We start from the raw sequence: 20224 nt of genomic DNA on the forward strand, positions 1-20224 counted from the left end.
TGTGGGACACTTCCCAAAATACTTGAAGCACATGGGAATTTCCTACGGTCTGGTGTAAAGATCATCGTCATAGCAAAAATAATTCGACTGTCCAGAGCCACTTACCTGACTAAAGGAAATTTCGGGGTGAAACTGAGCGATATCGCACGTCTGGCAGGTGTTTCTGTCACTACGGCCAGTTACGTGATCAATGGCAAGGCCGAACAACAACGCATCAGCCCGGCAACGGTCGAGCGCGTCAAGGCAGTGGTCGAGCAGCATGACTTCCGACCCAACCCGCAAGCGGCGGGCCTGCGCAGCCGTCACAGCAAAACGCTGGGCTTCATCCTGCCGGACCTGGAAAACCCCAGCTATGCGCGCATCGCCAAACTGCTTGAACAAGGCGCACGCAGTCTCGGCTATCAACTGCTGATTGCCAGCTCCGATGACGACCCTGTCAGCGAACTGCAGCTCTTGCAGCTTTTCCGTGCGCGACGTTGCGATGCACTGCTGGTCGCCAGTTGCTTGCCACCTGATGACGACAGCTACCGCGACTTGCAGCTCAAGGGCATGCCGATCATCGCCATCGACCGGGAAATGAATCCCGAATTTTTCTGCTCGGTAGTCAGCGACGACCATGACGCAAGCCTGCAACTGACTCGCAGCCTCTTGCAAACCCGACCGCGACACATCGCCCTGATCGGAGCACGCCCTGAGCTGAGCATCAGTCGCGCACGTGCCGCAGGCTTCGAACATGCACTCGACGGCTTTACCGGGGCCACCATCATCGAGCACGGCGAAGCGTTCAGCCGTCAGTGTGGCCAGCGTTTGATGACCGAGATGCTACAGCGTGAGGGGCATTTTCCCGATGCGCTGATCACCACGTCCTATGTGCTGCTGCAAGGCGTGTTCGATGTGCTGCAAAGTCAGGCACTGCAATCGACTCAATTGCACCTGGGCACCTTTGGCGATACACAACTGCTGGACTTCCTGCCGTTGCCCGTCAATGCCATGGCCCAGCAGCATCAGTTGATCGCCGACACGGCGCTGCGACTAGCCCTGGCCGCTATCGAGAAGGATACTTATCAGCCTGGCGTCCATGCCATTGCACGCGCCTTCAAGCAACGTATTCACGAGGTGTGAATGTGACGCTGATCGATACCCACACCCACCTGGACTTTGCGGACTTCGATGCCGACCGCGCCCAGGTTCTGGATAGCTGTCTGTCACTCGGCGTGCAGCGCATCGTGGTGCTCGGCGTGTATCAGCGCAACTGGCAGCGGCTGTGGGAGCTGACCGAAGCAAACCCTGCCCTGCACGCAGCTTTCGGGCTGCATCCGGTGTACATCGATGAGCACCGGACCGAACACCTGAACGAGCTGGCGGACTGGCTGACGCGTCTGCAAGGCCATCCGCAGTTGTGTGCAGTGGGCGAGATCGGTCTGGATTATTACGTCGAGCATCCGGACAAGCCACGTCAACAGAAGCTCTTTGAAGCACAACTGCAATTGGCATCAGACTTCAAGCTGCCCGCCCTGCTGCATGTGCGCCGCAGTCACGCTGACGTAATTGCCGCTCTCAAACGCCACAAACTCAAACGCAGCGGCATCGTTCACGCCTTTGCAGGCAGTCGTGAAGAGGCGCGTGAATACATAAAGCTGGGCTTCAAACTGGGCCTTGGCGGCGCAGCGACATGGCCGCAGGCGCTGCGCATGCATCGTGTCATCGCCGAGCTGCCGCTGGACAGCGTCGTGCTGGAAACCGACTCACCGGACATGGCACCTGCCATGCACCCCTACACGCGCAACAGTCCGCAGCACTTGCCTGACATTTGCCAAGCGCTCGCCGACCTGATGAAGATCCCCTCTGAGCGCCTGGCCCAAGCGAGCACCGAGAACGCCTGCGAGCTGTTCGGCTGGCCTCGTACGGCCAGCGCATAAGTCAAAATCGTTAGGTCAAAACTGCCGAGCCGATCAGCGCAACAGGGTCCACAACGCAAACCCTGCGTACCAGACAATCGCAGCACGAACCAGCAGCTCCCAGAGCATGTCGAGACCGGTAACACCTTGCGGACCGATCACCGGCGGCGGCACCTCGCTGGCAGCGCAACCCACACGCGTAATCAGCTGTGCGGCGCTGATGTTCCAGTTGAGCAGTTCGTGCAACATCACGCGACTCACGGCTACAAAGTTGCCGACCAGCGCAAAGCTTGCGGCGAGCAGCCTGACCGGCACCCATTCAAAGGCGTGGCGCAGTTGCCCTGCCCGCTCTACCAGTGCAGGTGTCGTACCCTGTTCAGCGGCAAGCGCCAACAGCCTGTAGGCCAATGCCGCTACCGGGCCGAGCACGAAATACCAGAAAATAACGGCGAAGAAACTCTGAAACGCCTGCCAGAGCATGTAGCCCTGCACGCCGTGCAGCAATTGCTCGCCGTTATCTGCCTGTACACCCATGTCGCGCCCGGCCACGTGCACCGCGGCCTGCGTATCACCACGCCTGCAGGCATCACGAAACGGCCCGAGTACCGCGATCAGGTCAACCCGACCCAGGCTGTAGATCAGCACCAGCAGGTGGATAGGCAGGACCAGCCAGCCATAAGCCACCGAGCCGATGATGGTCAGCGCCAGTTGCAGCAGCAGGACAGGCACTAGAACCAGCAGCGCCAGCATGACCCAGGGACGTGCCGCCGTCCGCGGGCTGGCTTCGAGCCTGGCCAGTTCCTTCAGCCAGGGCCCGTCACGCTGAACGCGCTGACGCAGCGCCGAAAACTTCTCGACAAGAACGGCCAGCAGTAGCACCAGAAAACTCATTGTTCGTCCCTCACATCAATCCAGCAAAGCCGCTTGAAACCTGGCCCAGTCGAAAAAGGGGCCTGGGTCAGTCTTGCGTCCCGGCGCTATGTCACTGTGACCGCAGATGCGCTCGGGGGTGATTGCCACGAAAGCCTGACGCAATTGACGCGTCAGCTCGATCAGAGCGTGGTACTGCGCCTCGGTGAACGGCTGCTCGTCAGTTCCTTCCAGCTCAATGCCGACAGAGAAGTCATTACAGCCCTCACGACCCTGAAAACTGGAAACCCCTGCGTGCCACGCGCGATCAAGACAGGAGACGAACTGAATGACCTCGCCATCACGTTCAATCAGAAAATGCGCTGAAACGCGCAGATCGGCAATCCCCACAAAGTAGGGATGCTCGGTGCTGTCGAGCTGGTTCTGAAAGAAAGCCTGCACCTTGCCGGTCTTGAATTGCGCAGGCGGCAGACTGATGTTGTGGATGACCAGCAGCGAGATTTCGCCTTCGGGCCGCGCATTGAAGTTGGGTGAAGGGCAATGCTGTACGCCATCGCACCAGCCGCTTGCGGAGTCCAGTTGCATGAGCGCTCCTTGAACGGGCGGATAAGTGGCGCTGATTATGCCCGCGACAGGAATGGATGTGGAGGTTTAGCCGTTGACCCGCGGTGTAGGAACACGCTCTATACACCAGAGACGTGTGACGCAGATCGTCGAACTGCATGCCAATGCGGAGCGTCGGCAAGACGGTCAATCAGATAACGATCAGGCACCCTTGAGCTTGCGCAGGTTGCTGATGACCGATTCCAGTGCCCGGTCGAACAGCAGCGCATCATCGAGAATCCGCACGGCACCGCGCCGAAACTCGATGGCAAGACCGGTACGGGTCTTTTCCAGGACCTTCATGCCGGTTCGGTTGACGAACACATAGCGCCCGGTCGGCTCGACAATCGCGGTCAGTTTGCAGCGCAGCTTGTGCTCTTCATCTTCCTGAATCTCGACCCAGCAACCGACGCGCAATTTGTCGACCATCTGCAGACCGGCATCGTCGGCAGGCAGCTGCACAGTCGGCTCATTGAGCATCCGCTCTTCGGGGGTGACCAGAACGATTTCTTCAACAACGGCCATCATCGGCGGGCTTTCAACGAGCTGTGCGCCTGTCAACGACGTATCACCACCTTGTGCATCATCACCACCTTCCTGCAAGCGCGAGAAGTGCTGGAACGCCTGAACGTGCAGCGATTCCAGCTGGCTGAAGAATTCACTGGTGGCAAACGGGTCGAACGCAGCGCTGGTCAGGCCATCGCGCAGGGACTTGAGCAGCCCGGGCACCAGCTCGAGCAAGCGCTGCAGCGCCTGGGGGTCGTCATGTTGTTCGACGCTCCAGATCAGCTCATCCATGGTTGCCAGTCCGGCCTGCCATTCGCTGGACTCTTCGCCATGCTTGAGACAGGTCAGCAGAAGCACCTTGCTCCAGGCTTCCTGCAGCAGACGCACAACCATCTCCGGCAATGTGCGGCCCAGCAGGCGCTGATTCAACTCATGCTGCACCTGCTGCCGTGCCAGTTCGGCACGAGCGCGCCCCTCTTCGGCATCGCGGGTGCGCTGTTCAAGCAGCTCGCTGCGACGACGTTCGTCACTGGTGAACGCCAGAAAATCCGCCAGCAATTCAGAGAAGATTGCCGGATCATCGACAAAGTCATTGAGCAGGCGCTGCACGATCTGCTCGACGCGCTGATAAAGCGAGTCGCGCTGATAGTCATCACGGCTGCCCCAACCCAGCGCGGCAGTGGCAATTTCGTTGAGCAGGCGGCGGGCCGGATGGCTGCCGCGGCTGAAAAAGCTTTTATCGAGCACAGCTACTTTAAGCATCGGAATCTGCAAGCGCCCGATCAGCGCACGCAATGAAGGCGTCAGGTTGCGATCATCAAGGATAAACTCGAAGAGCATGGCAATCAGGTTGATCACATCCTCGTCGCCGCCGCCGACAATCCTGAATTTGCCGGTTTTGACGTTGACTCGGGTCAGCAACTGTTCCAGCTGATTGCGCAGGTCAAAATCGTCTGCGGTGTCTTGAGACGGGACGTACTGCTGCAGGTGAGAAAGCAGGCGCAGCAGGTCCCTGCTGGAAATCGGCCGAACCTCGGCATTGGGCTCATGACGCGGAGCAAGGTTGCCGCGAACCTGCAGCAACAATTCCTGCAGGGCAGAGAAAACCTCCTGCACCCCCTTGTCGAGCTTGTCGGCGGCTTCATTCAGCGCAGGATCGGACATCTCGGAGACGCGATTCCTGGGAGCCGCCCGATCAGACGATCGACGGGCCGGCAGTGCTTTCATGTCCGGCAACACACCCGTGGCAATCAGCAGTTGATTGGCTTCACTATAAAGGTGGTCAGTATTGGCCAGGACGTATTTCTCGAATAGTTTGAGAATGATCAGCTTGACCTTGATCTCGACGCCAAGGCTACGTCCTGCATCGAGGAAAAACCGGCACAGCATTGCCGGACCCAACGGGTTGGAATCCTCGGCGATAGCTTGCGGAATCAGAACATTCAGGCGTGCAGTGAGCTGGCCCAGCGCGAGGCTGTCACGACTCATGACCTTGCTGACCATAGCATCCACAGCCACGGTCTTCTCGAGATCATCGTTATGCACCAGCGCCAGCTTATCGAACGACACGGCGGTGGGCAGCACGGGCTCGTGAATCTGATACTGGCCCAAAGCCAGAAAAGACTCATAAAACTTGTCGAGGAAGCCACGCTCGATACTTTTGCGCTTGAGGCGCAGGTCGCGCATGGCTTCAAAGAAGATGTTCTGATCAGTATTGCTGCGGGCGCGGTCAGCCATTTCGAACAGCGTATCGTCGGCGTTGTCGAACAGCGCCTGCAACGCATCCTTGAGCTGCTGGGCCGCCTTGTCGCGGACCTGCAACAACACAACAGGTAATCGGGCCAAAGGAGTACCGGCCCCCTGCGCGGGGAGCAGTTTGCTCAACGGCACTACTTTTTCGTCGTTCGGCATTACACCCCCTGACAGGAAACAACCTGAACCCCATCACAAACGTGGCTTGCTACCCTCGCACTGTGAAGCGACCCGCTTGGCCTTGCAAAACGTCAAAGTCATGACGTCAATTACAAGTCGGATTATCTTTCAAAACTTGTCATCAACGCCAGTGACACTTCTATGGTTGTCGTTGGAACTGTGACAAGGCACTCATATGCTGCGATAGACCGCGATATTCGCTTTCCATCGCAAACGAATTTGCCAAACCGACCAACTGCATGTTCTCAACGCTGCACCGGAGCATCGCCGCAGGTGGGTTAGCGGTGTGCGGTGCCTTATACTCGGACGACTTTGCTACTGGAGCCCGCTATGCCGAATTTACGAATTGCCGACCTGACCGCCGAGATCGAAGCCAATGTGCGCCGCGCATTGCTTGAGGATGTCGGCAGCGGCGATATCACCGCCCAATTGATTCCGGCGGAACGGCTGGCCAAGGCCACCATCATTTCCCGCGATGCAGCGGTGATCGCCGGCACCGCATGGGTCGATACGGTCTTCCGCCAACTGGACCCTCGCGTGGCGGTGCACTGGCAGGTGACCGATGGCGACCGGGTCAGCCCGAATCAGGCGCTGTTTCACCTGGAAGGTCCGGCTCGCTCGCTGCTAACCGGCGAACGCAGCGCGCTCAATTTTCTGCAGATGCTTTCGGGTGTGGCCACGCGTGCGCAGTACTTCGCAGACATGGTCTCGGGCACCCAGGTCAAATTGCTGGACACCCGCAAGACACTGCCGGGCCTGCGCCTGGCGCAGAAATACGCCGTCACCTGCGGTGGCTGTCATAACCATCGCATCGGTCTTTACGACGCGTTTCTGATCAAGGAAAACCATATCGCAGCCTGTGGCGGCATTGCCCAGGCAGTAGAGGCAGCCCACCGGATTGCGCCGGGCAAGCCTGTGGAAGTCGAGGTGGAAAGCCTGAGTGAACTCAAGCAGGCGCTGGACGCAGGTGCCGATATCATCATGCTCGATGAGCTCAGCCTCGATGACATGCGCGAAGCCGTGCGGCTGACCGCAGGCCGCGCCCGTCTGGAAGCCAGCGGCGGCATCAATGACGACACCCTGCGGGTGATTGCCGAGACCGGTGTGGATTACATTTCCATTGGTGCGATGACCAAGGACGTGAAGGCCGTGGACCTGTCCATGCGCCTGAGCCTCTGATATCGCGCAAAAACGCGCGCACAAACGACTGTCACGATTCGCTCGGGAGTAGACGCTTTGGAACAATGGTTTGTGATGAATGCGGGCCGACAGCTTGGCCCGATGGATGCGGACGCTGCACGGCTGATTGCCCGTGAGTCACCCGGCGCATGGTGCTGGAAACAGGGCATGCCGGACTGGCAACCGATCTATCAGGTGGCGCAGGTGCGCGCTATGAAGAAGGACGGCGTGACGCCCTTCCCGGACCCGACGCCAGACATGATCCAGCCGAGGCCGTCCGGGCTGCCCGCACAGGCGGCATCCACACCTGCGGCACCTGCACCTCCTGCCAAGCGTCCCTCATTCACGCCAGACCCGAACGCCTCGGGCGGCTATGGCCTGGCGCAGACCACCGATGGCGTGGACTTCAAGCTGTATGGTGCGGAAACACAATTTGTCGAGCTGGAGCTTGATCCCGGCGAAAGCGCCGTCGCCGAAGCCGGGGCGATGATGTACAAGACCTGCGACGTGCAGATGGAAACCATCTTCGGCGACGGCAGAAACCAGTCTTCAGGGCTGCTGGGCTCGCTGTTCGGTGCAGGCAAACGCATGCTGACCGGCGAAAGCCTGTTCACCACGGTGTTTTCGCAACAGGGTTCGGGCAAAGGACGCGTGGCGTTTGCAGCGCCCTACCCCGGCACCATCCTGCCACTGAACCTGCGTGATTTCGGCGGCAAACTGATCTGCCAGAAGGACAGCTTTCTGGCCGGTGCTAAAGGTGTATCCATTGGTATCCAGTTTCAGAAAAAAATCCTCACTGGCCTGTTCGGTGGCGAAGGTTTCATTCTGCAAAAGCTGGAAGGCGACGGCTGGGTATTCGTGCACATGGGCGGCACAGTGCGCAAGATCGAGCTGGCGGCAGGTGAATCGCTGGATGTCGATACCGGCTGTCTGGCGGCCATGACGCAGACAGTCGATTACGATATCCGCATGGTTGGTGGCGGCATCAAGTCGATGCTGTTCGGCGGCGAAGGCGTGTTTTTCGCCAGGCTGACCGGGCCTGGCACTGTGTGGCTGCAAAGCCTGCCTTTCTCTCGACTGGCCGGGCGCATGCTGGCAGCAGGGCCTGCAGGGGTGGGCAGAAGCGAACGTTAACGTCAGCACTTCGTCATTCGACCGAGGGCTATGCTGCGCCCTCACTGCCAAGGAAGAGACATGCAGATTACTCAAGGTCAACGTGTTCCCCTGTCCAGCCTGATTCAGGGCTCTGATCTCACCCTGTCGATTGCCATCAAGTCCGCACAGGTCATTGATTACGTCTGCTTCGGCGTCGATGCCAACGGCAAGCTGTCGGACGACCGCTACATGGTTTTCTTCAATCAGCCGAGCAGCCCCTGCAACAGCGTCAAACAAGTCAATGGCGGAGATTTTCAGCTATCGCTCGCGGGCTTGCCTGCCTCGATAGAGCGATTGGTATTTACTGCGTCCATCGATGGCGCTGGCACCATGAGCGAGATTCAGGCGAGCCATTTCAGCATCCAGAGTCAGGGCCGCGAAGTAGTTCGCGGCGAGTTCTCCGGTGCAACCTTCACCGCCGAAAAAGCCATCATGGTCGCCGATATCTATCGCAAGAACGGCGAGTGGCGCATCGCCTCCAATCTGCAGGGCTATAACGCCGGGCTGGACGCGCTGGTGGTGCATTTCGGCGGCGAAGTGGCTGATGCTCCAGCACCCCCGCCAGCAGCCCCCCCGCGTATTTCGCTGGAAAAGAAAATCGCTGACGCCGCACCGCAATTGATAAGCCTGGCCAAAAAGGCTCAGGTCAGCCTGGAAAAAGCCAGACTGACCGATACCAAGGCCAGGGTTGGTCTGGTACTGGATGCGTCCGGTTCGATGAACCCGCAGTACACCCGCGGTCATGTTCAGGAAGTGGTAGATCGCCTGATTCCGCTTGCCGTGCATTTCGACGACGACGGCGCACTGGACTGCTGGGCCTTCGGAGCAAAGCCCCAGCAGTTAAGTGCGGTGACGCTGAGCAACTTCCAGAACTTCATCAAAACCGATCATGGCGGCTGGAAAGACTGGGAACTGGGCGCACGCATCAACGATGAGCCCAAGGCAATGCGCATGGTCATCGACTACTACAAGAAGTCCGGTGACAAGACTCCGGTCTACATCCTGTTCATCAGCGACGGCGGCGTGCATCAGGATCGCGAAATTACCAGGTTGATGACCGAAGCGGCGAAGCTGCCGATCTTCTGGCAGTTCGTCGGCCTTGGCGGACGCGGTTACGGCATTCTGGAAAAACTTGATGACATGGGCGGTCGCGTTGTCGACAACTGCAACTTCTTCGCCCTCGACCGGCTGGACGAGATCCCGGAAGAAAAGCTTTATGACCTGCTGATGGAAGAGTTTCCCGACTGGCTGAAAGCGGCAAAGGGTGCAGGGATTTTGTAGCGCATCGAGCTCTCAACTATCGTACGACGCAGAGCGTCGAGAACTGCTTTCCCAGCCGGAGCCTGCGGAACGACTATCTCAACTATCTCAACCATCGTGCGACGCTCCGCGTCGCATGCCGTTCCGGACGCTCTGCGTCCTCTTTGCGATGCAGAGCGTCGCAAGATGCGTCATACGCTGGAGCGTGCGCAACGATAGCCTCGTAACCAGCCCCAATAAAAAAACCCCGCCATTGCTGGCGGGGGTTTTTATCGTGCGCTGCTCGGGGTTTAGCCGATTGCCACGCCGTGCGCTTCTGCCAACGGCTTCAGACCGCCTGCAAAGCCTTGACCAATGGCCTTGAACTTGAACTCGTCGCCATTGCGGTACAGCTCGCCGAAGATCATCGCGGTTTCGGTCGACGCGTCTTCCGACAGGTCGTAACGAGCGATTTCCTTGCCGTCAGCCTTGTTCACAACGCGAATGTAAGCGTTGGACACCTGACCAAAGCTCTGCTTGCGCTCTTCAGCCGAGTGGATAGTGACCGCAAAAACCAGCTTCTTGACCGCAGCAGCCAGACCGGTGAGTTTGACGTTTACCGACTCGTCATCACCATCGCCAGCGCCGGAACGGTTATCGCCAAGGTGCTCGACCGAACCATCGGCCGATTTCTTGTTGTTGTAGAAAATGAAGCTGTTGTCATCCAACACCTTGCCACTTTCACCAACGATGAAGACCGATGCGTCCAGGTCGAACTCGGTGCCATCGGTAACACGTGGATCCCAGCCCAGGCCCACGGTGATTTCTGTCAGGCCCGGAGCCTCTTTCGACAGCGAAACGTTACCGCCTTTACTCAGACTTACTGCCATGTTCGTAATCCTTTCTGGAAAAATGGTTAGGCGCGAATCAGAAATTCATGCCGAAAGAGTTGGCCACAGCTTTCAGGCCACCGGCGAAGCCGCTACCCACTGCGCGGAATTTCCACTCGCCATTGTTGCGATACAGCTCGGCGAAGATCATCGCGGTTTCAGTCGAGGCGTCTTCCGCCAGGTCGTAGCGAACGATTTCCGAGCTGGATTTTTCATTCAGCACACGGATAAACGAGCCGCCCACCTGACCGAAGTTCTGCTTGCGGCTGTCAGCGTCGTGAATGGTCACAACGAAGACGATCTTGTCCACGTCAGCAGGAACGCTGGTCAGATTGACCTTGAGCACTTCGTCATCGCCATCACCAGCACCGGTACGGTTGTCACCGGTGTGTTCGACGGAACCATCGGCGCTCTTGAGCTGGTTGTAGAAAATGAAGTCAGCTTCACTGCGGACCTTGCCATTGGCGCCCAGCAGAAATGCGCTGGCGTCCAGGTCAAATTCCTGGCCGTCAGTGGCACGCGGATCCCAGCCCAGGCCAATCAGTACATTGGTCAGGGTAGGGTCGGTTTTCGACAGCGAAAGGTTGCCACCTTTTTGCAGAGTCAAAGCCATGATTCGGTTATCTCCTTTATCCAGTGTTTACGCTTTTTCTTCAGCGGATTCTTCTTTACCCGGGAAGAGCAGGCTTGCAACGATACCGATGATCAACACGACGACCACAACCAGCAGGCTGGTATTGGCGCTGATCTCGTAACCGTGGTGGAACAGGTGGTTGGTTGCGTTGAGGCCCAGTTTGATGGCGATGAAGAACAGCAAGGCGATAACCGCTTTCTCCAGATGCACCAGATAGCGCTTGAGGGCTTCAAGAACGAAGTACAGAGTACGCAGACCAAGAATCGCGAACAGCATGGCCGAGAACACGATCAGCGGCTCGCGGCTCACTGCAATGATTGCCGGCACGGAGTCGAACGCGAACAGCACGTCGGAGATTTCAGCCACAACCAGACACAGGAACAATGGGGTCGCGAACAGAGCGCCCTTGGCGGCCAGGGTGATACCGGCGTTTTCCGGTTTTTTGACTTCTTCTTCCAGTACCGAGCGACGGACGAAGAAGTTGCTGCCGTGCAGCTTCGGCCATACCGGGAACAGTTTCTTGGCGAAGCGATACGCCATGTGTTGCGAGTAGTCGACTTCTTCGTCGTCGTCATCACCCGCTCTGAGCATCATGATGGCGGTCCAGGCAACGATGACCGCAAACACCACTTCGACCCACGGCCCCAAAGCCAGCAGGCCTGTACCAATGGCGACGAAGATGCCGCGGAAGACGATGGCACCGATGATGCCCCAGTACAGAACGCGGTGGCGCAGGCCATCCGGGATCTTGAACCAGGAGAACAACGCCATGAACACAAACAGGTTGTCGACGCTCAGCACTTTTTCCAGCGCGTAACCGGTAACGAACAGCGTGGCGACTTCGGAGCCGTGCTGCACATACAGGAAACCGGCAAAAGCCAGCGAAATGGCGACCCAGAAAATCGACCACGCCGAGGCTTGCGCGAGGGTGATCGGCTTGTTTCCCCGGTGGGAGAACATGTCGATAGCCATGGCCGTAATGGCCAGGCCGACGAAAACCGCCATCGTGAGTGGAGGGAAGCCTAGAGAGGTGCTTTCCATTTAACTGCGTTCCTTAGGGTAAAAAATTACAGGTCGAAATCGGACGGGTTCAGGCCAAGCTCTCGGCAGATCGTGCGGCAGACTTCCCGCTCTTTCTCGTCGAAGCTGCCATCAGCGCCACCGATAGCACAGCAGACGCGCACCAGCAAACGGGCGGCATCTTCTTTCTTTTTGATCTTGCCGATGGTTTTCAACGCTTCGGCACGACCAATTTCAAAATCGAACTCGAACTTGGAGCACGCTTCCTGAAAACCCTGGATGACTTCCTTCATGTCAAAAACTTTCAGTTCCTGAGAGTTTTGGATGAAGCCAGCCATTTTCTGCTTTTCACTGGAGCTGATATCGCCGTCAGCGGCCGATACCAGCGCACAGCCGGAAACCACAGCTTCCATGAATTCGCGGTTCTTGAACTTCGAAACTTCCGAAGCCAGCTTGTCGCGAGCAGCCGTTGCGTTTGTTTTCAACCAGTCCAGCATGTCTATCTCCCATGAGGCGGCACAGCCAGCCCAGAAATACCACGGTATTGTTTACTTGGAACCGGCAGCCCAGCGCATGCCCCAGCCATAGGCCTTGTCCATGTTGCTGTGGCCATTGTGGAAATCCACCCGGCGGGTCACCTTGACTGCGCCGTTGTCATTTTCCAGCAAGGCAATTGCACACATGCCCTGACGACCACCCTCTTCGTTGAGGCGAACCTCGATGGGTGGCTGGCCCGGCGCATGAATGGTGACAACCCCGTCGGTTTCTTTCCAGTTCGGCGCGCCTTCATAGATGAACGCATAAACCAGAATGCGACGGATCTTGCTCCAGTGCGCGCCATTGATATGCAGCCACTCACCATCGCTTACCGAGCCGGTACGGTCATCACCCATCAACTTGATGAAAGGCTCGGTGTTGAGCGAACCGAACGAATTGCCCAGCGCCTGGACCGCGCCTTTCAGGCCATCCTGCAGTTCGAAGAGGCAGCCTACATCAAGGTCGATGGCATTGCTCTTCTTCATCGAGAAGAAGCCGCCGCCCTTGCTGTCGCTGCGACGGTTCCAGTTCAGGTTGACCCGAATCTCACCGAAACCGGCGCTGGATTTCTCCAGGCTGATCGAAGCACGGGTCTTGTCGAGCGTGATCTTGCTCAAACTGACGGTCGACTTGGGTGCAGGCGCGGGAACAGGTGCAGGTGCAGGTGCAGGTGCAGGTGCAGGTGCAGGTGCAGGTGCAGGTGCAGGTGCAGGTTGATCCTGGGGCGCTGCGACCTCTACGCCAAAGTTTTTTGCCAGCGGTTCAAGCCCGCCGGCAAAACCCTGGGCGACGCAGCGGAATTTCCACGCGCCCTGACGCAGATAAAACTCGCCCAGAATCAATGCGGTTTCTTTCATGCCGCTGGTAGGGATATCGGCTTCGATACCGCCAGTGATGCTCAGCGCCAACCGTGACACGCTGCCAAAGCTGGCCTTGTTCTCGTAGATGGTTGCCGTCAGGGCGACCTTCTCGATGACTGAATCCAGACGGCTCGGGTCAAGGCTGAACACAGCACGCCCGGCCGACGCTTCCGTCTGCTGGACCGCACCGCCGTTGACGCTTTTCTGGCCGTAGAAACACATGTCCTGATCGCCACGCACCTTGCCGGAGGCGGTCAGCAGGAATGCAGACACGTCGATATCCGCATCCGCCAGCGGGGAATAGCTGACCTCGACCGTCAACGGACCGGCAGCGACTGGCGCGTTGGCGCCTGGGACAAGTTGGGTCATGCGCGTACAGCTCCGATGGCCAGTTCGACCAGATCATCTGCAGTACGGCCGTTGGTAACCTGACCAACTGCGGTGAAATCCCAGCCTGCGGGGGTGCGCGCCAGGTAGGACATCACAACGCCGGTGTGCTGGCCTTTCTCGGACAGATCAAAGCGGCCCAGTTCGTTGCGGCTGCCCAGATCGACAATGCGGCAGTAGGCGTTGGCGACTTTTTCGAAATTCTGACCGGTGAACGAGTTGACGGTGAACACCAGGTATTTGACCGTGGCCGGCAGTTTTTCCAGATCAACGCTGATGGTTTCATCGTCGCCCGCGCCTTCGCCGGTACGGTTGTCACCCGAGTGTTGAATGGCACCGTCGCGCGACTGCAACTGGCGGAACCAGACCAGGTCGAGGGGCTTCTTGTCGGCGTCGAGCATGATGCAGGAGGCATCCAGGTCGATATCGCCGCCGCCACCGCCGAGCAACATGCCGAAGAAACCGCTGGCTTTTTCAGGGTCCCATCCAAGGCCCATACTGACTTTCTTGAGGCCGGTACCAGCGGTTTTCTCCAGTGAGATCGTCTGGTTCTTTGCCAAAGTGAGTGCCATTTTTCGCTCCATGTGAACGTCGGAATTCGGATAAAAGTGTTACAGCCTTACCGTGTTGGCCCATCATTGCCATCAGGATTGTGTAACTTGGCGTTAACGGGGCCTTTATAACGGCCTCGACGCCACGTCGGATGGAACAGACGCCAGTGCGCATCCTGAGCAGCGGCGAGCAATTCGTGGTCACCCCGCGTGTCGCCCCAGGCACGAACCCGGAACTGCGTGAGCGGCCCATAAACACTTTCAAGGCGTGCGACTTTCGAATCGCAACGGCAGTTGCTGCCTTCGATCAATCCAGTCAGTTTGCCGTCGATGACTTCCAGATTGGTGCCGATCAGCTCTACTTTCAAGCGATCAGCGAAGGGTTGCAGAACCATAGCAGGCGATGCTGAACATAGCGTGACAATGGCGCCCTTCTCGATTTCGGCGGCGATGGACTCCAGCGCAGCCGGGCGCATCAGGCGGTTCCAGTGCGACTGGCAGAACGCCTCGGCCTTTTGCTGCAGCCATTGCACTTCAACGCCGCTGAGAAACGCCTTTATAAGGCGGCCCTTCAGTTCGTCGCGGGTCACACGCTTGGCGAGATAGCCGATGCTCGGTAGCACCAGGCGGGCCATGCGCACGGAAAACGCACGTTGCCCAAAGGCGAACTTGAGAAAAGGCACAAAGCTGTCGTGCCGGGTGATGGTTCCGTCGAAATCGAAAACAGCCAGCAGGCGTTGTTCCACTTCGATTTCAAGATCAGGTCCTACAGGTTCAAGATCAGGTTCTACGGTCTCAAGGTCAGGTTCTATCATCTAGCTAACTGCCTCAGCGAGTCGAATGCTGGCATCCATGATCGAAGCGGGTGCGGATAACACTCCATGCCATTTGGCGCGCTCCATGATGTGGGTTGCCCATTTGTAATGGGTAGCCGGTTCACACATCGCATCGTTGTACTTGAACACTGCGGGGGCCACAGAGTTCAAAATCATCCGGGCGGAGTTCATGTCCTCCAGACTGACGCGTAGTGCATTCTGAATGATATTGACCTGCGAGGGGTGAATTGCCGTTTTACCGACCAACCCATTGGTAATATCCAGCGCCAGTTCATGTTCCAGAATGTCAGGTGTGGCCAGTTGCTCGAACACCGGCGCTGTGAGTGCAAAACCCTGCGAACCCATCACTCCCGCCAGCATCGGGATCACATAGCCCATGGGCGTCGAATACAGGGTCATGGCCGGATTGCGGCGCAGCCCCAGACAGCCCATCAGGTCATTGCCACCGATACGTAACGCAATGATCCGCTCGTATAGACTGGCTTTCAGCGCTTGCCCAAGTTCGACCATTGCCGACGGATCGAACACTTCCGGCGTTTCCAGTGTAGGCATCAACGCCAGCGCCGGGTTGGTAACGGACTGCTCCCAACTCGTCAGACTTTTCAGCGAAAGCTTGGGGACAACGAACCCATCAACGTGCGCCATCAGCGGCCAGTCATTGAGAATCCGCGCCATTGCGGCATCTCTCGGACGAACGAACAACAGCGGACCGTTGGCCGGGCGGCCGCCACGGTCCTGAATGCGGGTCAGCACCTGGCGAAGGTTGACCAGCGCTGTATCGACATCAATCAGCGCCACCGCATCTTCCAGGCACACGACCAGCGAACGCAGTTCGGGAATCTTTTCACCGAACACCACATCGACGATGTCATCGCGGGTGGCGGGCATGTACAGCGTTGCCCCCAGCGCGTAAGGCGAAAATAAGGCCATTAGCTCAGACTCCGAATGATGGTCACTGCCCGATAAGGCCCCAGCACATCGCCGACTTCTTCAACGGGAATCCCCGCTTTTTCGGTCAGGTGCAGCAGCAGTTGCACATCGCTGTCCGCCCGATTGCGTACCAGCACATGGTCTGGAACACGGCGCATGACCGCGCGAGTGGCTTCGGCAATGCCCGGCTTGATGCGATTGAAGTTAGTGATATCAAAGCGCTCGGCCAAGCGGTCGACCACCTGCGTTGCAGCGTCCTTGAGCCCGGCTCGCTGCGTCAGCGTCCAGGGTGTCAGCGTGAGCGTAGAACTGTTTTGACGACGCTGGCTGTCGATGTGTTCAATAAAAGACTGCGTGACGTCGTGGCCCTGCAATTGCTCGTAAACCACACAACCATGCAGCCCGCCGTCCGTCGGCCAGATAGAGCGCGACACCAGCCCGGACACGGTCGCGCCAAGAATACCGGACGGAATCACCCAGTCTTCTGCCGACGCCGCCAGCCAGGCACTGCCGCAGGGATCGGCCAGCACTACCAGTCGTGGTTCTTTCGGGAAGCGCGTGTCACCTGCCAGACTGCGACGGATTTCACCCGAAATTGCGCCCTTGCCGGTCCAGCCGTCGACAAACACGATGTTCTGCGCGCCGTGGGCCAGAATGATGGCCTCCAGCGCGACTTTATCGATACCGCGATCACGCACGATACTGATGCCGTAGTGATGCGCTTCGCGGTGCAGATCGATCAGTGCCCGACGCAACAACACACCCAGCGGCAAACCGGCACGCACGAACGACACCAGAACGATTTCAGCGCCGGTGCATTCGCGGTCAAGCGCCTGTGCCAGGGCTTGCACGTCATCGGCCATGCGCAAACCGTTCTGGCTGAGTGCACGCTCATACAACGCCTTGTGAGCGGCGCTGGGAGGCGACTCCTCGCTGATCATTTCCGAGTAGTGCTTCTGGTGTGTCTGGATCAGGCGCTCCTTCTCCGCCACGCTAGTGGCCTGCATCGCAACGCTGCGCAGCAGAAAATGCACGTCGTCGTACAGATAACTGCCACTGCCGACCGTATCGAGCCCGTGAACGGGATCACTCATGCTCTGCTCCGACAAACATTTTCGCCAACTGACTGCGGGCAGGTGTCGCCCACCAGTGGCACTCGTCCATGAAACCCAGGTCGGTAATGCTGTCGCCAAAACCGAGCACCGGGCGTTCGCCATTGATGGCCTTGTCGCGCCGCAGCCATTCCTGAACCGCGTAGCGCTTGGCCAGCCCCTCGGGCAGAAAGGCCAGGTTGTTGCCGTTGCCGTGGATGTGCATGCCATCGAGCAAGCCGCGGGCCTGCACTTCGGCCAGTACTTTGCTGAGCACGCTGTCATCGCTCTCGTTATGCTTTGTCACCACGTAATGAAACAGCTGCGCCTCTTCAACCACCCAGCCGCGCAGTGAAAAGCCCAGCTCATGACCAATCGCCAGTGTGGCGGCAGACAATTCATGCAACCGCGATTGATAGCTGGCCAGGGTATTTTTCATCTGCTCGTTCCAGTCCTGGTCCAGCCGCCCCATGACATCGAGCATCACACCGCCGTGCGAACAGATTGCGCCTGCGGTGAACGGCAGTTTGACCCGGCTGTAGGCCTCGACACTGCGCGCCGTCACCGGCACCACATCGGAATGCGCCAGCAGCCAGTGCGCGAAGGACTTCTGCACGTTAGTCATGTAGCCATTGGCGTTACCGCTGATATCCAGCGTTGCGACATGTTTTTCAATGTTCGCGGGCGTTTTGCGGGCGGTCTGGAAGAGTGTGTCGTCCAGATCGACGAAGATCAGCGGGCGGTCGTTACTCATCGCAGATAACCTCGGCGTTCAGCGCTTCGATAAGCTCGGCGGGTACGGCCTGCCTTGGGGTTTCGGTGCAGATCAGCACCCGGTCAAACTGACCCGGCCGCACGTTGTAAAGGAAGTTGGGGATGCCTAGGCCATAGTTGTCGGAGAACGACAGTGCGTGGTCGATGGCATGCCCCAGTGCAATCGGTGAACGGCTGGTAGAGCTGAAATGCACATCGGCACCGGCTTTTTCCAGACGCTCGGCCAGCAGAAACGGCCGCCAGACGAACTCGCTGGTGCCTACCACCAGAACGCGTTCACCCTTTTGCACGGTAAGCCCTGGCGCCAGGGTATCGGCAACCGATAACACCCCCATCCGGCCCCAGTCATTGGCGGTCACCAGCGGCCAGTCGCCCATTGCCACGGTGCCAACCTCAGGCATGTCCGGCAATGGCGCGCTCACGTCTTCATCGAAAGAGTACGACCCCTGCAACAGCGAGACCTGCTCGGCCACTGCGCCCATCGACGTGCTGACTGCACCTGCCGACCAGTCGGTAAGCACACACGTCACCACCCGCTCGATGTTGCTCAGCCCGGCCTCGACCAGTGCCTGATGGAGATTGATGAAGGTCTTGCCCGTCGACGCCTCGTCATCGACCAGCACCAGCGAACGTGCGCCGAGCATCATCTCGCGTAGCGCCGGATCGACAGGCAGATGGATAAGGTGAGCGCTGGCGTGGCTGTGCTCTTCTTCAAAGCGGGCGAACAGCTCGCTGCCGGTAGGATGGCGCGTGCTGACCAGATACAAGGCATCAGATCGCGTTGCGCTGTAGGCACGGTGCACGTCGGCACCGAGACCGACTGCGGTTTCGGCCATGCCGATGACGAGCACCGGGCCGGGCAGGTCTGCCGGAATCTTGTGCGCCAGGTCCTGAAAACTTTTCAGCATCACGCCCGGACGCGCGGGAATATGACGCCCAAGCACCCGGGACACGAACAGAAATGCACGCTTGGGGTTGCGCCGTTCAGCGAAGCCGAACAGAGAATCCGGGGCAATAGTGGACGAGTCGACGCTGACGTCGAGACGACCACGAAGCAGGTCAGCACGAAGCTTTGTAGAGTTGGAAAAAGCTGCGCTGCTGTCCATTGATAAATTCCTGAGTAACGGGGCCGAAGCCCCAGACGCCTGCCACTTGAGCAGGCAACACCGACGTCACTGGCGAGAAGCTTCAACGAGCCATAACGATGACTGTGCGGCGCGTGAGATTTCTGTGGTGGTGTACGACCTTTCCGGGCGGGCATGCGGCGCATCGATACGGCATGCCTGCAGAAAGGACAGCAGCAGTGCGGACTTCACTGCGAAGTTCATGTTTTGCCCGTCCGGCACGGTGGATGTCACCATGCCGATCACCGCGCCACCGTTGTCAAACAGCGGGCTGCCACTGGACCCTGGCTGAATCGGTGCCGTGAACTGGAACAGGCTGGCGTCATTGTGCAGACCGAACAGACCGGAGATCCCGCCCTGCGTCACCTGCAGCCCGCCACCGGAAATGGACGCCAACGGGTAACCCAGGACCGTTACGGTATCACCCGGCTCACAGCCCTGCCCGTCCCGGAATGTAACCGGAGACAACGGCGGCGCGCCCTGCACCCGCAGCAGCGCGATGTCGTTGCGACGGTCGATCACCACTGGTTCGGCCTTGTAACGGCCTTCCAGTGAAGTGATGTAGAACACGCCCATGTCTTCGATGACATGGGCACAGGTCATGACGTGCGCCGGGCCGACCACAAATGCCGTGCCGGTCGCCGACTCATGCCGAGGCCCGCCACTGGAGCCACCGGACGGGTGGCGCGGGTGACGGTCATCAACGTCCAGGCCGATCTTGCGCCCGAACGCCGACAACCCATACGCCGAGCCTTCGCTCAGCGCGCGGAATTTCCACTGTTCATTACGCTTGTAGAACTCGCCGATGATGATCGCCGCTTCGCCGTTATCGCGCAGATCCAGCCGATGCTCGATGTCGGCATCCACTTTGAGATGCAGGCTGGAAACGTCACGGACCGGCCCCATGGCTGCATATACATAGACCATCAACAACACGCGATCACTGCCAGCCGGGAGCCTGTCCAGCCGAAGCGTACAGCCAACATCCTGAGGGCCGCCGCTCCACTCCATCCAGCTCTGTTCCTGGTGCAGCAGCGCCGGGTCGCCCATGGGCTGGCGCTTGTCGTTGACCGCCAGCAAAGCGACCGCTGCGTACTCACCAAAAACCAAAGATTTGCCGCTCTCCAGATTCCAGGTGCAGTGGGCGTTTGCTAAAGCAGTGTTTGCACCTGGCGCAAGAAGCTTCATGCCCGATCCTCCCTGATAA

Annotated in this window: 20 protein-coding genes; 5 read left to right on the forward strand and 15 right to left on the reverse strand. The window is 58.7% G+C overall.

Annotated elements, in window-relative coordinates; all coding sequences use genetic code 11:
• Positions 1 to 126: 126 nt before the first annotated feature.
• Both cra and AC4ANK_RS24740 read left to right on the forward strand, forming a co-directional pair.
• Positions 127 to 1122, forward strand: a complete 996-nt coding sequence (gene cra, locus AC4ANK_RS24735; RefSeq protein WP_004658635.1) for a catabolite repressor/activator — start codon at positions 127 to 129, stop codon at positions 1120 to 1122.
• Positions 1119 to 1919 carry a TatD family hydrolase gene (locus AC4ANK_RS24740; RefSeq protein WP_031596376.1) on the forward strand — a complete coding sequence of 267 codons (801 nt, stop codon included), beginning with the start codon at positions 1119 to 1121 and terminating at the stop codon, positions 1917 to 1919. The genes cra and AC4ANK_RS24740 overlap by 4 nt, the downstream gene beginning before the upstream one ends.
• Positions 1920 to 1952: 33 nt before the next feature.
• Here AC4ANK_RS24740 and ampE read toward each other — a convergent pair whose 3' ends face one another.
• The 3 genes from ampE to AC4ANK_RS24755 all read right to left on the reverse strand — a co-directional run bounded on the left by ampE (position 1953) and on the right by AC4ANK_RS24755 (position 5789).
• Positions 1953 to 2789, reverse strand: coding sequence for a regulatory signaling modulator protein AmpE (gene ampE / locus AC4ANK_RS24745; protein ID WP_002552045.1), 837 nt, complete (start codon positions 2787 to 2789; stop codon positions 1953 to 1955).
• 15 nt (positions 2790 to 2804) lie between these two features.
• Positions 2805 to 3353 carry a 1,6-anhydro-N-acetylmuramyl-L-alanine amidase AmpD gene (gene ampD, locus AC4ANK_RS24750; RefSeq protein ID WP_002552044.1) on the reverse strand — a complete coding sequence of 183 codons (549 nt, stop codon included), beginning with the start codon at positions 3351 to 3353 and terminating at the stop codon, positions 2805 to 2807.
• Positions 3354 to 3533: 180 nt separating this feature from the next.
• On the reverse strand, positions 3534 to 5789 hold the full coding sequence (locus AC4ANK_RS24755; protein ID WP_002552043.1) for a DUF1631 domain-containing protein: 2256 nt from the start codon (positions 5787 to 5789) through the stop codon (positions 3534 to 3536).
• Between the two features lie 351 nt (positions 5790 to 6140).
• On the opposite strand from AC4ANK_RS24755, the gene nadC reads away from it, so the two are divergent.
• The 3 genes from nadC to AC4ANK_RS24770 are packed head-to-tail and all read left to right on the forward strand — an operon-like array spanning position 6141 to position 9425.
• On the forward strand, positions 6141 to 6989 hold the full coding sequence (gene nadC, locus AC4ANK_RS24760) for a carboxylating nicotinate-nucleotide diphosphorylase (RefSeq protein WP_002552042.1): 849 nt from the start codon (positions 6141 to 6143) through the stop codon (positions 6987 to 6989).
• A 57-nt stretch (positions 6990 to 7046) separates the two neighbouring features.
• On the forward strand, positions 7047 to 8123 hold the full coding sequence (locus tag AC4ANK_RS24765; RefSeq protein ID WP_002552041.1) for a TIGR00266 family protein: 1077 nt from the start codon (positions 7047 to 7049) through the stop codon (positions 8121 to 8123).
• A 60-nt stretch (positions 8124 to 8183) separates the two neighbouring features.
• Positions 8184 to 9425, forward strand: a complete 1242-nt coding sequence (locus AC4ANK_RS24770) for a VWA domain-containing protein (protein WP_002552040.1) — start codon at positions 8184 to 8186, stop codon at positions 9423 to 9425.
• Between the two features lie 269 nt (positions 9426 to 9694).
• Here the strand turns inward: AC4ANK_RS24770 and AC4ANK_RS24775 are convergent, their stop codons facing one another.
• The 12 genes from AC4ANK_RS24775 to AC4ANK_RS24830 all read right to left on the reverse strand — a co-directional run bounded on the left by AC4ANK_RS24775 (position 9695) and on the right by AC4ANK_RS24830 (position 20205).
• Complete coding sequence (locus AC4ANK_RS24775; protein ID WP_002552039.1) at positions 9695 to 10273, reverse strand: TerD family protein; 579 nt, start codon at positions 10271 to 10273, stop codon at positions 9695 to 9697.
• Between the two features lie 37 nt (positions 10274 to 10310).
• Positions 10311 to 10886, reverse strand: a complete 576-nt coding sequence (locus AC4ANK_RS24780; protein ID WP_002552038.1) for a TerD family protein — start codon at positions 10884 to 10886, stop codon at positions 10311 to 10313.
• A 27-nt stretch (positions 10887 to 10913) separates the two neighbouring features.
• Positions 10914 to 11948, reverse strand: coding sequence for a TerC/Alx family metal homeostasis membrane protein (locus tag AC4ANK_RS24785; RefSeq protein WP_005732348.1), 1035 nt, complete (start codon positions 11946 to 11948; stop codon positions 10914 to 10916).
• Positions 11949 to 11974: 26 nt separating this feature from the next.
• A complete protein-coding gene (locus AC4ANK_RS24790) occupies positions 11975 to 12424 on the reverse strand; it encodes a tellurite resistance TerB family protein (RefSeq protein WP_002552036.1) in 450 nt (149 codons plus the stop codon).
• Between the two features lie 51 nt (positions 12425 to 12475).
• The gene (locus AC4ANK_RS24795; protein WP_460383555.1) at positions 12476 to 13693 is read right to left on the reverse strand and encodes a TerD family protein; all 1218 of its coding nucleotides are present in this window, start codon (positions 13691 to 13693) and stop codon (positions 12476 to 12478) included.
• On the reverse strand, positions 13690 to 14283 hold the full coding sequence (locus tag AC4ANK_RS24800) for a TerD family protein (RefSeq protein ID WP_460383557.1): 594 nt from the start codon (positions 14281 to 14283) through the stop codon (positions 13690 to 13692). The genes AC4ANK_RS24795 and AC4ANK_RS24800 overlap by 4 nt, the downstream gene beginning before the upstream one ends.
• A 47-nt stretch (positions 14284 to 14330) precedes the next feature.
• Entirely contained in the window at positions 14331 to 15077 is a 747-nt protein-coding gene (locus AC4ANK_RS24805; protein WP_002552033.1) for an HAD-IB family hydrolase, read from the reverse strand.
• The gene (locus AC4ANK_RS24810) at positions 15078 to 16028 is read right to left on the reverse strand and encodes an HpcH/HpaI aldolase/citrate lyase family protein (RefSeq protein WP_002552032.1); all 951 of its coding nucleotides are present in this window, start codon (positions 16026 to 16028) and stop codon (positions 15078 to 15080) included. It lies immediately after the preceding gene.
• Positions 16028 to 17122: a cysteine protease StiP family protein gene (locus tag AC4ANK_RS24815; protein WP_005732342.1), complete on the reverse strand. Its 1095-nt coding sequence runs from the start codon at positions 17120 to 17122 to the stop codon at positions 16028 to 16030. The genes AC4ANK_RS24810 and AC4ANK_RS24815 overlap by 1 nt, the downstream gene beginning before the upstream one ends.
• Positions 17115 to 17873: an HAD family hydrolase gene (locus tag AC4ANK_RS24820; RefSeq protein WP_002552030.1), complete on the reverse strand. Its 759-nt coding sequence runs from the start codon at positions 17871 to 17873 to the stop codon at positions 17115 to 17117. The genes AC4ANK_RS24815 and AC4ANK_RS24820 overlap by 8 nt, the downstream gene beginning before the upstream one ends.
• On the reverse strand, positions 17866 to 18999 hold the full coding sequence (locus AC4ANK_RS24825; protein WP_460383561.1) for a phosphoribosyltransferase domain-containing protein: 1134 nt from the start codon (positions 18997 to 18999) through the stop codon (positions 17866 to 17868). The genes AC4ANK_RS24820 and AC4ANK_RS24825 overlap by 8 nt, the downstream gene beginning before the upstream one ends.
• A gap of 66 nt (positions 19000 to 19065) precedes the next feature.
• Entirely contained in the window at positions 19066 to 20205 is a 1140-nt protein-coding gene (locus AC4ANK_RS24830) for a trypsin-like peptidase domain-containing protein (protein ID WP_002552028.1), read from the reverse strand.
• Positions 20206 to 20224: the final 19 nt, after the last annotated feature.

Source organism: Pseudomonas sp. Pmew2, from assembly GCF_058129885.1.

Coding starts and splice junctions, on each gene's coding strand:
- nadC (WP_002552042.1), top strand. CDS start 6,141: ATGCCGAATTTACGAATTGCCGACCTGACCGCCGAGATCGAAGCCAAT.
- AC4ANK_RS24780 (WP_002552038.1), bottom strand. CDS start 10,886: ATGGCTTTGACTCTGCAAAAAGGTGGCAACCTTTCGCTGTCGAAAACC.
- AC4ANK_RS24755 (WP_002552043.1), bottom strand. CDS start 5,789: ATGCCGAACGACGAAAAAGTAGTGCCGTTGAGCAAACTGCTCCCCGCG.
- ampD (WP_002552044.1), bottom strand. CDS start 3,353: ATGCAACTGGACTCCGCAAGCGGCTGGTGCGATGGCGTACAGCATTGC.
- ampE (WP_002552045.1), bottom strand. CDS start 2,789: ATGAGTTTTCTGGTGCTACTGCTGGCCGTTCTTGTCGAGAAGTTTTCG.
- AC4ANK_RS24800 (WP_460383557.1), bottom strand. CDS start 14,283: ATGGCACTCACTTTGGCAAAGAACCAGACGATCTCACTGGAGAAAACC.
- AC4ANK_RS24790 (WP_002552036.1), bottom strand. CDS start 12,424: ATGCTGGACTGGTTGAAAACAAACGCAACGGCTGCTCGCGACAAGCTG.
- AC4ANK_RS24825 (WP_460383561.1), bottom strand. CDS start 18,999: ATGGACAGCAGCGCAGCTTTTTCCAACTCTACAAAGCTTCGTGCTGAC.
- AC4ANK_RS24785 (WP_005732348.1), bottom strand. CDS start 11,948: ATGGAAAGCACCTCTCTAGGCTTCCCTCCACTCACGATGGCGGTTTTC.
- AC4ANK_RS24805 (WP_002552033.1), bottom strand. CDS start 15,077: ATGATAGAACCTGACCTTGAGACCGTAGAACCTGATCTTGAACCTGTA.
- AC4ANK_RS24815 (WP_005732342.1), bottom strand. CDS start 17,122: ATGAGTGATCCCGTTCACGGGCTCGATACGGTCGGCAGTGGCAGTTAT.
- AC4ANK_RS24820 (WP_002552030.1), bottom strand. CDS start 17,873: ATGAGTAACGACCGCCCGCTGATCTTCGTCGATCTGGACGACACACTC.
- AC4ANK_RS24810 (WP_002552032.1), bottom strand. CDS start 16,028: ATGGCCTTATTTTCGCCTTACGCGCTGGGGGCAACGCTGTACATGCCC.
- AC4ANK_RS24830 (WP_002552028.1), bottom strand. CDS start 20,205: ATGAAGCTTCTTGCGCCAGGTGCAAACACTGCTTTAGCAAACGCCCAC.
- AC4ANK_RS24775 (WP_002552039.1), bottom strand. CDS start 10,273: ATGGCAGTAAGTCTGAGTAAAGGCGGTAACGTTTCGCTGTCGAAAGAG.
- AC4ANK_RS24770 (WP_002552040.1), top strand. CDS start 8,184: ATGCAGATTACTCAAGGTCAACGTGTTCCCCTGTCCAGCCTGATTCAG.
- AC4ANK_RS24795 (WP_460383555.1), bottom strand. CDS start 13,693: ATGACCCAACTTGTCCCAGGCGCCAACGCGCCAGTCGCTGCCGGTCCG.